This window comes from Sagittula stellata E-37, assembly GCF_039724765.1.
Lineage (GTDB): Bacteria > Pseudomonadota > Alphaproteobacteria > Rhodobacterales > Rhodobacteraceae > Sagittula > Sagittula stellata.
This window is the reverse complement of record NZ_CP155729.1, coordinates 3,997,284-4,011,532: the sequence shown is the minus strand read 5'-3', so window position 1 is coordinate 4,011,532 and position 14,249 is coordinate 3,997,284. Positions and strand designations below refer to the sequence as shown.

The following is a 14,249-nucleotide window of genomic DNA, read 5'->3' as shown; positions in this document are numbered from 1 at the left end:
TCGGGCTCCGTTGGGCCCCGGTGCGGGGCGGTTCGTCCCGACTAGAGCGGAAAACGCGGGCCAGCGCCACCCCCCGGACGCTCTTGCGGAACAGGGGGCGTGCCGTCAGTCTCGGTGCCGGGGCGGGCGCGGTTGTCCGCCGGGTTCGACAGTGGAGACAGTAGTGAGTATGGCACGGTACGACGATCTGGACGGAACTTCGGTGTTCATCACGGGCGGCGGTTCGGGGATAGGCGCGGCTCTGGTGGACGGGTTCCTCGGGCAGGGCGCGCGGGTCACCTTCGTCCAGCGCTCCGACGCGCGGGAGTTCTGCGCCGAGATGGCAGCGAAACATGGGCGGGCGCCGGAGTTCCTGCCCTGCGATGTGACCGACACCGCGGCGCTTCAGGCGGCCATCGACCGGACCGCCGAGCAACAGGGACCGGTGCGCGTGCTGGTCAACAACGCCGCCAACGACAACCGCCACGCCACGCTGGAGACCGATGCAGAGGCCTGGCGCGCGGCGCTTGCGGTCAACCTCGACGCCTATTTCTTTGCCACGCAGGCGGTGGTGCCGATGATGCGCGACCTCGGGGGCGGGGTAATCGTGAACTTCAGTTCGATCAGCTACATGATGGGCATGGCCGACCTGCCCGCCTACACCGCCGCCAACGGCGCGATCACGGCGATGACACGCGGCCACGCGCGCGAGTTCGGCGCCGACGGTATCCGGGTGAACGCTGTCGCCCCAGGCTGGGTGCTGACCGAGCGGCAGCTTCGGCTCTGGGCCACGCCGGACGCGCTGTCGGGTATTCTCGGGCGGCAATGCCTGCCGCGTCACCTAAGCGCCGAGGACATCGTCGGGCCGGTGCTGTTCCTGTCCTCCGCCGCATCTGGGGCGATCACCGGCCAGTGTTTGGCGGTGGACGGCGGTGTGGTGACGGTGGCAGGGTAGCGCCGACATCACGCGGGAGGGAAAGCGGAATGGCAGACGTCAAGGTCTTGTCCGACACGAAATGCATCCTCGGGGAGGGGGCGCTCTGGCATCCGGAGCGCGAAACTTTCTTCTGGTTCGACATCCTTGGCCACAAGCTGTTCGAACATGACGGCACGGGCCAGCGGGAGTGGTCCTTCGACCGCGCGGTCTCAGCCGCGGGCTGGGTGGACGGCAACCGCCTGCTGGTCGCCTCCGAGCGAGACCTGTTCCTATTCGATATCGAGGCGGGCACCGAAGAGCATCTGATCGACCTGGAAGCGGACAATCCCGACAACCGGTCGAACGACGGGCGGGCCGATCCGCAGGGCGGGTTCTGGATCGGAACGATGGGCTATGCGCAGGGCAAGGGCGCGGGGTCGATCTACCGCTACTATCGGGGGGAGCTGCGCCTCCTGTTTCCAGACATCACCGTGACAAACGCGATCTGTTTTGCCCCGGACGGGCGCACGGCCTGTTTCGCGGACACGCCGACGCGACAGGTGCGCCGGGTGGCGCTGGACGCCGACGGCTGGCCCGTGGGCGAGAGCGAGGTGTTCATCGACATGACCGATAAGCCGGTGGTGAAGCCGGACGGCGCGGTGATCGACACGGAGGGGCGCTTGTGGACGGCGCAGTGGGGGTCGTCGCAAGTGTCCTGCTACGGCGCGGATGGCGGCTTCATCCGCTCGCTGCCGTTGCCCGCGATCCAGGTAAGCTGCCCGTCCTTCGGCGGACCGGGGCGGCGGCGGCTGTTCGTGACGTCCGCATCCACCGGCCAGCCGGACGACGCGCTGGCGGGCCAGACCTTCTATGCCGACCTCGACGGCGTGCAGGGACAGGCAGAGCATCGCGTCATCATCTGACCGGCATCGGATGCTGGGGCGTAGAGCCTGCAGCCTGCGGTAGGGGCGGCATCGAATGCGGCGGCGTCTGACCCCGGTCGCCCTGCGCAGGTGGCGCAGGTTGGGCGGTTCGGGAGCTCGCGGAGGGCCGGGTCATTGACAGCCCGTTCCGGCCGGGGCGACATTCTGTAGGGCGGGGCTTTGCGCCGCCTTCGTGGCGAAACAGGCGGAAGGTTAGGATCTTGGCGGATCATCACGGCGATGCGCAACGACCCGGCGAGACGCGGGCCGATCTGCCTCCGGCGGATGACGCGGGCCTGCGATTCATCGGGGTCTTGCGCACCCCCTTCACCGAACGCAGCCTGTGCCCGCATCAGGGCGACATGGAGGAGGGGCCCGAGTGCTTCGTTGATCTCCGTGCCCCCTATCTTTCCGCGCTTGAAGGGATCGAGGCGCAGGACCACCTGCAACTGATCTACTGGCTCCATCAGGCGCGGCGCGACCTCCTGACCCAGCAGCGCAGGGGCGAGGACGCCGCACGCGGCACGTTTACCTTGCGCTCGCCGCTCAGGCCGAACCCGCTAGGGGTCTCCTCCGTGCGACTCTTGCGGCGAGAGGGTGCGCGGCTGGTGGTGCGCGGGCTGGACTGTCTGGACGGAACGCCGCTTCTGGACATCAAGCCGATCCGCTGCGGCAAGGAACCCCGTTAGACAGACGGCCCGTAGTACCATGGTGATCGAGACGGCTCCCTCGCGGGCGGGTTGTCTAGGAACCGGCGCCGCGACTCGCCGTGCCGGGGGCTTCGTGGCGGGCCTTGCTCGGGCGGCAGATCCTGTGGCCGGTCGTTGTCAGCCGGGCGCCGGGATCTTGCCTGCTTCCGTGGTTCGGCCGGATCCGCGCCGTGGCACCGGTGCCCGGGCAGTTTCGCGGTTGCCTCGGGCGGCGATACCCGGCGTTGGGGGTCCGGTTGGCGCTACATGACACGCGCCTCCCGACTTGGTTCAGGTCGGGGCACCGGGGGCGGGGGCAGCGGTGTCCAGCCCTTCGGCCCGGAGAGCCGCACGGGTTTCGCGCCAGGTCGTCTGCAGCGCCGCCGCGTCGGAGGCGAGGGCCGTCTTGTCGTCCGCGCGGGCATGGCGTTCGAAGGCGCGCAGGGCATCGGCCAGTGGCAGCGCCCCGAAGACGCCGGACGACCCGGCGAGACGGTGCGCCTCCGCTCCCAGTTTTGCCGTTTCGGCGGCATCGGTCCCGGCAAATTCGTCGACCGACAGCGACGACATGAAATCTTCGAGCTCGCAGGCGAAGGTGTGCAGGGCGGCGGCAAGCTTGTCTTCCGGCAGGTCCTCGCGCACTTCGTCGAGATGCGCGAGGTCGATCAGCGCGGCGTGCGTTCCCGCCGACGGTGCCGAGTTGGCCGGCGTCTCATGCGGCGCGGCGGGCGGCGGTGCCTCGGGCAGGCGTTCCGGGGCAAGCACGCTGGCCAGCGACTGCCGCAGCGCGTTGGCGCTGATCGGTTTCGTCAGGACAGTGGCGATGCCGGCGGCGTGAAAGGCGCGCACTTCTTCCGGCATGGCATGGGCGGTGGTTGCGATGATCGGTGTCGCCACGCTGTGGCCGCCGGATTGCCGGATCGCGCGCGACGCCTGGATACCGTCCATACCGGGCATCGAGATATCCATGAGGATCACGTCGAAGTCCCGCGTCTGCGCCGCTTCCACGCCCTCGCGCCCGTCGTGCGCCTCGGTCACCTTGTGGCCGTCGCGCTGCAGCATGTGCCGGGCGACCTCGCGGTTGATGGCGTTGTCTTCGACCAGCAGCACGTCGAGCGGGGGCAGGACCGGAGCGGGGGCAGGGGCATTTGCTGCGCGGGGGCGCGCGACCGGGGCGCCGACCGGCGGGGCAAGGGGCAGCCGCAGCCAGAAGACGGAGCCGTCCCCCGGTTCGCTCTCGGCGCCCAGTTCGCCCCCCAGAGCGGTGGCGAGCCTTTGCGAGATGCTCAGACCCAGGCCGGTGCCGGTGTTGCGCCGCCCATAGCTGGAATCGATGGTCACGAAGTCGTCGAATATGCGCGCCAGGTCGTCCGGCTTGATGCCGACGCCGGTGTCGATCACCCGCAGCTCGCAATCGTCCATGCCGGAATCGCAGTCGGCCTCGATCATGATCCGGCCGCCGGCGGTGAACTTGATCGCGTTCGACACGAGGTTCAGCAGGATCTGCCGCAGTCGGTCGGGGTCGGAGTAGACCTCGTGCAGGGCCGGGTTGGGCGGGCGCAGCGTCAGCAAGTTGCCCTGCGCGCGTGCGCGGTCGGCCTGGCTTTCGACGATCTCTTCCAGCAGCGCCACGAGGTCGAAGCGGGTCTTGCGCAGGGTCATCTTGCCAGCGTCCAGCCGGGAGATGTCGAGCACCTCGTTGACATGGCCCAGCAGGATCTCGCTCGACTGCCGGATGATGCGCAGGTAGCGCTGGTCCTCTGCCGGGAGGCTGTCGGCCTCCAGCAATTCCAGAGTGCCGAGGATGCCGTTCAGCGGGGTGCGCATCTCGTGGCTCATCACGGCCAGCAGTTCTGCCTTCTGCTTTTCGCCGGCGACGGCGCGGTCGCGGGCGCGGCGCAGCGCCTCGTCGCTGCGCACCCGGTCGGATATGTCGCGCAGGAAGGCGACGAAGATCTCTCCCGTCGGGCTGTTTGCCTTGGCGAGAGACAGGTCCACCGGAAAGACCGTGCCATCCTTGCGCATGGCCTCAAGCTGGACGATGCCGCGACCGATGACGCGCGGTTCGCCGTCGTTCAAGTAGCGTGACATGCCCGAACGGTGCATCTCCCGGAAGTGCGGTGGTACGATAAGAGTGGGCATGTCGGTCCCGATCGCCTCGGCCCGGGTGTAGCCAAAGACGCGTTCCGCCGCGCCGTTCCATTCGATGATCCGGTTTTCCCGGCTGACCGCGACCACGGCGTCGAGCGAGGTCGAGATGATCGTCTCCATCCTCCGCCGTGTCTCGAAGTTGGCCTGCGCCTCGCCCTCGCGCTGCCGGGCGAGCCGCAGGACCGCAGAGATCAGGATCAGCAGGATTCCGACCAGCGCAATGGTCATCAGACCGATGCTGAAGAGGGTGTTGATGATCTCTTCCCGGCGCATGTCGCCGACCCGGGCGAAAAAGGCGATACCGCTGAGGGCGAGACGCCGCAGGTCCGTCCGTACCTCTTGCGCCGCGTCGAGCAGGTCCGGCAGTGCAGCCCGAAGAACGTCGTCGGGACTGTCGATGACGCTGACCCACTTGTCGCGGAAGTCCACCGCGGCCGTCAGTTCGTTGTCGACCTCGTCGCCGCTGCGCAGCTCCTCCAGCACCTTTGCGCGCTGGAGGGTTTCGATCCGGCTGTAGGCGATGTCGAAGCGCAAGCGCACTTCGTCGAGCCCGGCAGGGTCATCCGGATCGCTGATGGCGTGCGCCGCCGCCAGTTCCAGAGCGATGACTTCGGTCTCGGCCTGGCCGATGGTCCACTGGACGTTTTCGGCGGCGGACTCGTCCAGCCGCGCAAGCTGACGAGGCACTTCGAGGCCGAGGACCACGATCACCGCCATAAGCACCGCGATCACGGAGGCCGCAAGGATGCGGCGCACCAGCGTGCTGCGCGAAATAGAGAAGGAGGTCCGGTGGCTGGTCACGCCACGCCCTTAACAAAACCAGCGCATGTCAGGGAAGGACTTCGATCGTATCAAGTTGCCAGATGCTGCGCGAATGGTAGGTCTCCGTCCGGAAGCGCTGATCGCTGTCGTAGGGATAGATGACCCACAAAGGACCTTTTTCGCGGACGGACATGGGCTCTCCGTTGCGTTCGATCGCCAGAATCGCGGTGTCGTCGCTGACGTCCGAAAACGGGATCTCGATGGCGTAGTCGTTGACCGCCACGGCACGGAGCGTGCTGCCCTTGGCCTGCAGCCGATCCATGATCGCCTTGAGCGGCGGACCCGCGAAGACCTGCGTGCCATCCGTCCAGATGGTCGATGTCTCGACTTCGCGCATGCCCAGATCTTCGAGCATCTCGCGGTCGAACTCCGCCCGTCCGCTGGCATTGGTGACGGGCATGTCGCCGATGACAGTCAGCAGCACGGGGCCTTCGGGCTGCGGCAATTCTTGCGCGTGCCCGGCAGAGCCAATGACAACGATGGCCAGGAAAATCCTTGCGCAGTCGACAATACGCTTTCCGAGCAACGCAACCTCCGATAAAGTAATCCACGCACTTGTTTGCGTAAGGTAGAAGCTAGCTTACCTGGCGTGTTCGCGCTACCGACTGTTAAGGTATAAAAAAGGCGCATTCGTATATGAGGCGACCCTGGCTAACGCTGCGTTGTCACGATGTTGTCACTGGTTGGCGTCTGTTGCGGCTGGACGAGGTTTCGTACTACCGGTGCTGGTGTGGACATTTGGCAGGTTCGGGTCAGATAAATCGTGTCTTAAGCTTCTTTTGGCAAGACCGGAACACGACCGACCTGGCCTGATGTACGGGAGAGGGGCGTTGCGTTCATGCGCTGCGCCGATGACGAAGGGAACGTTTAATGCGTATTCTGGTGGCTGACGATCACGACCTCGTGCGGGAAACGATCGCGGCATTTCTGGACGGTTCTGACATCGAAGAGGTGCAGACGGTCGCGACGCTTGAAGAGGCGGTGAACGCGGCAAAGACGTCCGGGACATTCGATCTGGTCCTTCTGGACTACAATATGCCGGGCATGAACGGTCTGGAAGGGCTGGCGCGGATGCGCGATGCCAACGAAGGGCGCCCGGTGGCGATCCTGTCCGGCAGCGCATCGCGCGATGTGGCGGACGCGGCTCTGAAGTCCGGCGCACAGGGGTTCATCCCCAAGACCCTGTCGGCGCGGTCGCTGCTGACGGCAGCGCGGTTCATGGCGGCGGGCGAGATCTACGCGCCGATCGAGTTCATGCAGAAGGACCCCGACGACGCGGGTGGCATGCTGACGCGGCGCGAACTGGAAGTGCTGCGCGGCATCTGCGACGGCAAGGCCAACAAGGAAATCGCCCGCGACCTCGACCTGCAGGAAGTCACCGTCAAGCTGCACGTCAAGACGCTGTCGCGGAAGCTGGAAGCGCGCAACAGGACACATGCGGCGATGATCGCCCGGGATCGCGGGCTGGCCTGACCTGACTTTTTTGCCACACCGTCTGTTCCCGTGACCGCCTGGCCGCGCGGCGGACGAAGATGGTCCCCGTTCCAGGCTGGCGGCGCAGCCTTCCGTGCGCCCCGACTGAAACCTCGCGGTTTCAGCGGCCCACCCTCCAGCCCGCGCCCCGAACCGGTTTCGCGCCGTGCGGCGACCCTGCGCAAAACCCGGGTGGGGCCGCCGCTCAGATCGGATCGTTGGCGGCGCCGTAGTGGATGTAGTTCACCCATTCGCTGCTGTCGTGCACCTCGTGGATGATCCGGCGCGCCTCGGTCAGGGCGGCGCCGATGGTCTGGGCCTGCACCTGTTCGTAGAACACGGACGAGAAGTTCACCGCCGTGTCGTCGTTCACCGGCCAGAAGGTGCCGACGATGTGCCGCACGCCGGCCAGCAGGAAGGCTTCGGCCAGGCCAGTGTTGCGCATGGCGAAGTCCTGTGCGGTGGGCGGTCCGGCGTCGCGCGCGCCGCGCTTGCGGACGCGTAGGGATTCACAGGCGTTCAGGAAGACGAAGCCGGGCACCTGCGCCAGATCGGCGATGTCGGTGCCGTGCAGCGTGTCCTCGCCGGCCAGGATCAGCCCGCTGCGCGCCCGGTCCGCGGGGTCGAAGAAGGCGTGTCCGGCGTAGTGGAAAATGTCGTAGACCCGGCCCACATCGTCCTGCCCGAGCGCAGCCGCGACCGCCGCCACCGTTGCCTCGCCGCCCTCACGTGTGTCGAGCCGCACGCCGGGGCGTCCGGCCAGAGTGGCTTCGATCTGCCGAGCTTCCTTCCGGGCGCCTGACAGGTCGCGCGTCGGATCGGCGACCATGAGGACGTTGACCGGCCGCCCGCGGTTGCGGGCGCCGACGGGACGGCGCGCGGCGCGGCGGACTCCGCCCGTTGCCGGCAGATACCAGCGGTTCAGACCGCCCCGCAGCGCGACGGGCGCCTTGCCGAGGTGCAGCACCTCCCAAGGGATGCGCGAGGCCCAGGTATCGCAGACCACCTGAAGCCCGTACTCGAAGCTCTGCCCGGCCTCCATCTTTTCGCGGAACGCTTTCGAGAGGATGAGCTTTTCTATGTCTTCCGCCACGCCGCGCAGCTTCTCCGACGTCATGGCGCGCGACAATGGGGCCGTGCGTGCGTCGAGTTCCGACATCTGGAACGTCATCTGCGAGGTCGCGAGCTGCGCCTCCCTGTTGCCGGAGCCGGGCACGTGATGAAGCTGAAGCGTCACCACCGGGTCGCGGTCCTCCTCCGTTACTTCGGCCTGGACTGTGAATATCTCGGGCAGCTTCGGATGCGGGGCCGGTCCGGCGCGGCGGCGATTCAAGGGGGCCGGCTTCTTCTGCACCACGATCTCGCAGTCGGACATGTTGAACCCGGCGAAGGTGCGGTTGAGCCCGTCGGCGATTTCCTCGTAGCGGTCGGGGTTGTATTCGCAGAGCCGGATGCAGGAGAAGCTCTGGTCTTCGTCCCAGTCCTCCAGCGCCTCGAATATCCCGCCAAAGAGTTCGCGGAAGATCTCGACCGGGGTCGGGCCGGAGTCCGCGCCCAGCAGCACGCCCGCGAAGCTCGACACTTCGGAGATGCACAGCGAGCGCATCATGTTGCGCCCGGCGATACGCACGGCGGCGGTGATCGTGTCCTTCGGACCGAAAGCGCCGAGGCCCACCACGACCACATGCGAGGTGCGCAAGTGGTGGCGGGGTATCGGGATAAAGGTGACCTCTCCCTTCCGACCGGTGATCTGGCCGTCGGCGATCTGGGCAGACAGCATCCCGTCCAGTTCGTAATCCACCGCGCCGATGGCGCCGCCGAGCGTGGTGACCCCTTCGAAGATGCCCAGCACATAGGCGTCGGCCGGCACATCCAGGATGTCGGCGTTCATCACGTCGATGTTGATGCGGCGGAGGGCCTTCTTCTGGCGTGTGTAGACGTAGGTGCCATCGTCGGTGTGCGGCGCCAGAGGGGCGGGCAGCGTGGGCGTGGTGGGCCTGAGGGCTTCGCGCTCGATCTTGTCGATGTCGGCCTCGGCGGAGAGGAAGCCCTCCAGCAACGCCTGTTCGGAGAAGGCCGGATCGTCGGGATCACCGGTGCGGGGCAGCCCGCTCCGCGCCGCACTGCGCAGGGCCTTCTCCGGCTCTGCGCTGACGCTCGCGGTCAGAGTGCGGAAGGCGTCGGGGTCGTCGGCAAGGTCGGGCACACGGCCGTTCAGTACCGCGTCGCAGGCGTCGATGGCGGCGCGCAGGTTGCAGAGCTGGCCGTGCTTGCCCTCGATGTAGAAGCGCCGGTCGGCGCCGTCCATCTCGGCCAGCGTACGCGGGACGGTGCCGTCGCCGTCGTCGTTATGATTATAGAAGAGTTCGCCCTTGTCGATACGCACGTCGTGGACGGTGCGCATGCCCAGGCCGACGATCTGGGTAAAGCGGTCGTCCGGCGGCGGCAACTCGGCCTGCGCCTTTCCGGCGGCGGCGAGGATCGCGGCATCCGGGATCAGGCTGTCCTGCTTCGGCCAGAAGCCCGCGTCGAACCAGTTCTCGTCGCGCCGTGCATCAGGTGAAGGCATCATCTGCAACAGGCCGGGGAAGCGGTTGACGAGGGTTTCCACCAGTGCTTTCGGCCCGATGCCGGTGCTGTCGAGCCGGGCGAGGAGGTGGACGTTGTCGTTGAGGCCGCGCAGGGTCATCACAGGGGAATAGGACCCGAGGTTGGGCGTGCCCAGCGTGACGACCTTGCGGATCAGGCGGCGGTCGCCATCGCGCGCGGCCAGCGCCCGGGCCACTAGTCCGCCCATGGAATGGCAGATCAGCGAGACCGGCTTTTCCACGGCTTCGATGGCGGGCCACAGGTCGTCGGCAGTTGTCGCTATGTCCTCGCGCCAGTCGAAGGGCAGGAACTGAACGTCATGGCCCTTGATGATCAGCCTGAGCCGCATCCGCTGATAGGCGAAGAGGAACACGCCGGAGGCGGTGACCCGGAAGGTGTCGGACGGGTAGGCCAGTTCGGTGACCCGGCCCTTGTAGAGGTTGCGGATCGAGAGCCATATTTCGTCGCTGCGGGCGCCGTCGATCACCGAGAGCTTGGAGCCCATGATGCCGGGCAGCAGGAAAACGTGGCCGGCGGCGGCGCTGCGACGGGCCTTGGCCTCCTGTGCCATGCGGGCAAGGACGTGCAACTCGTCGTAGAGGGCGTCTCCGAATTCGGCGCGGAGTTGCGGCTCCGCAGCGCCGGACGCCAGCATGGCATCCATCTCTTCCGCCGAAACCTGCGGATCGGTGAGGTTGGCCATGGCAATATCCTGAACAAATTTTGGGGCGCGAAATGCGTGTCTGAATAGGATTACTAGACCATAGGGCGAGCGTTCGCGTCAACGATCTGCTGAAAGTGCATGCCGGATCGGTCCGCGCGCGATCAGGGCGGCGACCGGCGCCTCTTGGTAGCAGTCGGCGGCGCTGCTGCCAGGGCGCGGACGCGGGGCATCAACGGGGGCCAGTCGCTGGACGGCGCGCGGGCGGCCTCATGCGGGCAGAAACTGCGTGGTGCGTCGGTGAGGCGGAGGAGCGTGTCGGCGATAGCCTCGTCAGACGGGCCCATACCGGCGTCGTTCGATGGTGGCGGTGCCATTTGCGTCGGCGCGGAGGATGGCGAGGTCGCCGTATTCCAGCGGCGCGGGACCGGTCAGGCGGAGGTCTTCCCAGATGCGGGTCAGGTTGCCCTTGTTGCCGATCCAGATGACCGAGCGGCCCTGCGCGCTTTGCACCAGCGCGGCGGTGGGGTGCTCTTGCGGGATGCGCTCGACCGGCAGGTCCAGCGCCTTGGCGAGCGGCGCTGCCGTCGCAAGGTTGCGGTCGATACCGGGGGCATGGATGCGGGTGACGATCAGGTCCTTTGTCGCGGCGACCAACGCGCGGGCCCGGTCCCGCCCCGTGTCGCTGAGCAGGTCGAGGTTGTCCTGCCGGTCGGCATGTCGGGTCAGGATCAGCGTGGACTCTGGGGCCAGGGACAGACCCTGCGGCGCGACGGAGCAGGCGACCAGGGCGGGCATCGACAGCAGGAAGGTGCGGCGGAACATGGGGTCTCCGGAGAAAGTCTCCGGATGATACTGGCAAAAGGGTGACGTTAGGGCAAGTGGCGTGGGCACGTGCAGACGAGCGGGAGGCGTCGGCGATGCTGGCGGGCGAATGCCGTCCCGAAAGGAGAACGCCCCGGCCTAGCGGACCGGGGCGTTCTTGAAGATCAGGACAGCGCCTCGTCGCAGCGGGCGCAGGTGGCCGGGTGGCTGTGTGTGCCCACGTCCGGCAGGATCTTCCAACAGCGCTGGCATTTCTGGCCATCCGCCTTGGCGAAGACCACGGCGATCTCCGGCACGTCGGTCACGCGGAAAGCGTCGTCCGGCGCGGGGGCGTCCGTCAGGGTGATGGCAGACGTGATGCAGATGTCCTCGAAGGTGGTGGTCTTCAGCGCCTCCAGCATCGCGGCGTCGGAGACATGGACCACCGGCGCGGCCTCCAGCGAGGCACCGATGACCTTGTCGGTGCGCTGGATTTCCAGCGCGGCCGTCACCGCGCGGCGGGCGCGGCGCACCATCTGCCATTTCGAGGCCAGCGTGGCGTCGCGCCAGTCGGCGGGCGTCTCCGGCATGTCCTGCAGGTGGATGGAGCTGTCGTCGGCGGGGAAGCGTTCCAGCCAGACTTCCTCCATCGTGAAGACGAGGATCGGGGCGAGCCAGGTCGTCAAACGGTGGAAGAGGATGTCCATCACGGTGCGCGCGGCACGGCGGCGGGCGGTGTCCCCGTCGCAATAAAGCGCGTCCTTGCGGATGTCGAAGTAGAACGCCGACAGCTCGATGGTGCAGAAGTTGAAGACCTGCTGGAAGACACCCTGGAAGTCGTACTTCGAATAGCCTTCGCGCACGGTCTTATCCAGCTCAGCGAGGCGGTGCAGGATGTACTGTTCCAGCTCCGGCATGTCCTTCGCGTCGACGCGCTGGTCCTCGGTGAAGTGGCTGACCGCGCCCAGCAGGTAGCGCATGGTGTTGCGCAGGCGGCGGTAGCTGTCGGCCACGTTCTTGAGGATCTCGGGCCCGATGCGCAGGTCAGCGGTGTAGTCCGACTGCGCCACCCAGAGCCGCAGGATGTCGGCGCCGTACTGCTTGGTCACGTCCTCAGGCGCCACGGTGTTGCCGAGCGACTTGGACATCTTGTTGCCCTTCTCGTCCAGCGTGAAACCATGGGTCAGCACGCCACGATAGGGCGCCCGTCCGCGCGTGCCGCAGGCCTGCAGCATGGAGGAGTGGAACCAGCCGCGGTGCTGGTCGGTGCCTTCGAGGTAGAGATCGGCCAGGCCGTCCTTCGATCCGTCCTCGCGGTCGCGCAGGACGAAGGCATGGGTCGAGCCGCTGTCGAACCACACGTCGAGCACGTCGAAGACCTGCTCGTAGTCGTTGGCGTTGTGGTCGTTGCCCAGGAATCGCTCCTTCGCGCCGGGCTTGTACCACGCATCCGCGCCCTCGGCCTCGAACGCTTCGAGGATGCGGGCGTTGACCTTTTCGTCACGCAGCAGGAAATCCGGATCGTCGGGCCGCGTGTCCTTGCGCACGAAGCAGGTCAGCGGCACGCCCCAGGCGCGCTGGCGCGAAAGCACCCAGTCTGGCCGGGCCTCGATCATCGAGTGCAGGCGGTTGCGCCCGGTCTGCGGCGTCCACTTCACCAGCTCGTCGATGGAGGTCAGCGCGCGGGTGCGGATTGTCGTGCCATAGGTGTCGTTGTTGTCGCCCACCGGCTTGTCGATGGCGGCGAACCATTGCGGACGGTTGAGACGGATCACCGGCGCCTTCGATCGCCAGGAGTGCGCGTCCGAGATCGTCAACCGCTGGCGGGCCAGCAGGTGGTGCACCTCGATCAGCTTGTCGATGACGGCCTTGTTGGCTTTCCCCGGCTTGCCCTTCTCGTCGTAGATACGCAGCCCGCCGAAAAACGGCAGGTCGTCGCGGAACGAGGAGTCGTCGAGGATGTTGTACGTCATCTCCAGCCCGTGTGCGCGGCCGATGGCGTAGTCGTCGTCGCCGTGCGAGGGCGCGGTGTGCACAAAGCCGGTCCCGGCGTCCGCCGTGACGTGTTCGCCGCGCAGCAACGGCACCGGGTAGTTCCATTCGCCACCGCCCTGCGGCACGCCCTCGAACGGGTGGGCGCAGGTGAAACAGTCCAGCAATTCCGGCGGCGCGTCGCGCAGGCGGGTGAACTGGTGCGGCTCCAGCCGGGCGCGGGCGAAGGTCGCTTCGGCCAGATCGTCGGCCATGATGTACTTCTCGCCCTTCACGGCCCAGCATTCCTCGGGCGTGTCGAGCACTTCGTAGAGGCCGTACTTGATCGCCGGGTTGTAGCAGATCGCGCGGTTTTGCGGGATCGTCCAGGGCGTCGTCGTCCAGATGATGACATAGGCGTTGGCGCAGTCGGCAGAGAGCGCCTGCACCTCGTCGGAGTACTTTTCCTCTCCGAACTGATCGAGCAGCAGGTCGGTCAGCGCGTCGGAACCGGCGATGCCCGCGACACGGAAGGCCACCCAGATCGCGTCGGTCTGGCGGTCGTGGTATTCCACCTCAGCCTCGGCCAGCGCGGTCTTTTCGACGGGCGACCACATCACCGGTTTGGAGCCCTGATAAACCAGCCCGTTCATCAGGAACTTCTGGAATTCCTCGGCGATCACGCGCTCGGCGTGGAAGTCCATGGTCAGGTAGGGATCGGCCCAGTTGCCGGTCACGCCGAGACGCTTGAACTCCTCGCGCTGGATGTCGATCCAGCCCTCGGCGAAACGGCGGCATTCCTGGCGGAAGTCGACGACATTGATGGCGTCCTTGTCCTTGCCCTTGGCGCGGTACTGTTCCTCGATCTTCCACTCGATGGGCAGGCCGTGGCAGTCCCAGCCGGGGATGTAGCGCGCGTCGCGTCCCATCATCTGCTGGCTGCGGACGATGAAGTCCTTCAGCACCTTGTTCAGCGCGTGGCCGATGTGCAGGTGGCCGTTGGCGTAGGGCGGGCCGTCGTGCAGGGTAAAGCTTTCGCGGGTCTCGTCCGCGGCGGCCTTGGCTCGGAGCTGGCCGTAGACGTCCATCTCGGCCCAGCGGGCAAGCCAGTCGGGTTCACGCTTGGGCAGGCCCGCGCGCATCGGGAAATCGGTTTTCGGCAGCGCGAGCGTGTCTTTGTAGTCGATCGTGTCGGGGGTGTCGGCGCACATGGGGGCGTCCTTCGGGTCGGAATGCTGGTCTTTGGGTGCGGCGGCGCGGTCAACCCATGC

At 66.9% G+C, this 14,249-nt stretch carries 10 protein-coding genes; 4 read left to right on the top strand and 6 right to left on the bottom strand.

Annotated elements, in window-relative coordinates:
• Positions 1 to 169 precede the first annotated feature (169 nt).
• The 3 genes from ABFK29_RS19155 to tsaA all read left to right on the top strand — a co-directional run bounded on the left by ABFK29_RS19155 (position 170) and on the right by tsaA (position 2,507).
• A complete protein-coding gene (locus tag ABFK29_RS19155) occupies positions 170 to 934 on the top strand; it encodes an SDR family NAD(P)-dependent oxidoreductase (protein ID WP_005861350.1) in 765 nt (254 codons plus the stop codon).
• Positions 935 to 963: 29 nt separating this feature from the next.
• Positions 964 to 1,818 carry an SMP-30/gluconolactonase/LRE family protein gene (locus ABFK29_RS19150; RefSeq protein WP_005861348.1) on the top strand — a complete coding sequence of 285 codons (855 nt, stop codon included), beginning with the start codon at positions 964 to 966 and terminating at the stop codon, positions 1,816 to 1,818.
• A 221-nt stretch (positions 1,819 to 2,039) separates the two neighbouring features.
• Entirely contained in the window at positions 2,040 to 2,507 is a 468-nt protein-coding gene (gene tsaA / locus ABFK29_RS19145; protein WP_005861346.1) for a tRNA (N6-threonylcarbamoyladenosine(37)-N6)-methyltransferase TrmO, read from the top strand.
• Between the two features lie 291 nt (positions 2,508 to 2,798).
• Here tsaA and ABFK29_RS19140 read toward each other — a convergent pair whose 3' ends face one another.
• Together ABFK29_RS19140 and ABFK29_RS19135 are read right to left on the bottom strand one after the other, a co-directional pair.
• Positions 2,799 to 5,459 carry a hybrid sensor histidine kinase/response regulator gene (locus ABFK29_RS19140; protein ID WP_005861344.1) on the bottom strand — a complete coding sequence of 887 codons (2,661 nt, stop codon included), beginning with the start codon at positions 5,457 to 5,459 and terminating at the stop codon, positions 2,799 to 2,801.
• Positions 5,460 to 5,487: 28 nt separating this feature from the next.
• Positions 5,488 to 6,006, bottom strand: a complete 519-nt coding sequence (locus ABFK29_RS19135; RefSeq protein ID WP_232281591.1) for a molybdopterin-dependent oxidoreductase — start codon at positions 6,004 to 6,006, stop codon at positions 5,488 to 5,490.
• Between the two features lie 344 nt (positions 6,007 to 6,350).
• Between ABFK29_RS19135 and ABFK29_RS19130 the strand changes: the two genes are divergently transcribed.
• Positions 6,351 to 6,953 carry a response regulator gene (locus ABFK29_RS19130; RefSeq protein WP_005861341.1) on the top strand — a complete coding sequence of 201 codons (603 nt, stop codon included), beginning with the start codon at positions 6,351 to 6,353 and terminating at the stop codon, positions 6,951 to 6,953.
• 205 nt (positions 6,954 to 7,158) lie between these two features.
• Here ABFK29_RS19130 and ABFK29_RS19125 read toward each other — a convergent pair whose 3' ends face one another.
• The 4 genes from ABFK29_RS19125 to ileS form a co-directional block, all read right to left on the bottom strand.
• A complete protein-coding gene (locus ABFK29_RS19125) occupies positions 7,159 to 10,245 on the bottom strand; it encodes a CHAT domain-containing protein (RefSeq protein ID WP_005861339.1) in 3,087 nt (1,028 codons plus the stop codon).
• A 122-nt stretch (positions 10,246 to 10,367) separates the two neighbouring features.
• The gene (locus tag ABFK29_RS19120; protein ID WP_157136556.1) at positions 10,368 to 10,550 is read right to left on the bottom strand and encodes a DUF3253 domain-containing protein; all 183 of its coding nucleotides are present in this window, start codon (positions 10,548 to 10,550) and stop codon (positions 10,368 to 10,370) included.
• A complete protein-coding gene (locus ABFK29_RS19115) occupies positions 10,537 to 11,028 on the bottom strand; it encodes a histidine phosphatase family protein (RefSeq protein WP_005861337.1) in 492 nt (163 codons plus the stop codon). Before ABFK29_RS19115 ends, ABFK29_RS19120 begins: the two co-directional genes overlap by 14 nt.
• A gap of 164 nt (positions 11,029 to 11,192) precedes the next feature.
• Entirely contained in the window at positions 11,193 to 14,189 is a 2,997-nt protein-coding gene (gene ileS / locus ABFK29_RS19110) for an isoleucine--tRNA ligase (protein ID WP_005861335.1), read from the bottom strand.
• Positions 14,190 to 14,249 lie beyond the last annotated feature (60 nt).

Bases quoted from the DNA above. Each gene is read 5' to 3' on its own strand.
- ABFK29_RS19125 (WP_005861339.1), bottom strand. From the start codon at position 10,245: ATGGCCAACCTCACCGATCCGCAGGTTTCGGCGGAAGAGATGGATGCC.
- ABFK29_RS19130 (WP_005861341.1), top strand. From the start codon at position 6,351: ATGCGTATTCTGGTGGCTGACGATCACGACCTCGTGCGGGAAACGATC.
- ABFK29_RS19155 (WP_005861350.1), top strand. From the start codon at position 170: ATGGCACGGTACGACGATCTGGACGGAACTTCGGTGTTCATCACGGGC.
- ABFK29_RS19150 (WP_005861348.1), top strand. From the start codon at position 964: ATGGCAGACGTCAAGGTCTTGTCCGACACGAAATGCATCCTCGGGGAG.
- ABFK29_RS19120 (WP_157136556.1), bottom strand. From the start codon at position 10,550: ATGGGCCCGTCTGACGAGGCTATCGCCGACACGCTCCTCCGCCTCACC.
- ileS (WP_005861335.1), bottom strand. From the start codon at position 14,189: ATGTGCGCCGACACCCCCGACACGATCGACTACAAAGACACGCTCGCG.
- ABFK29_RS19115 (WP_005861337.1), bottom strand. From the start codon at position 11,028: ATGTTCCGCCGCACCTTCCTGCTGTCGATGCCCGCCCTGGTCGCCTGC.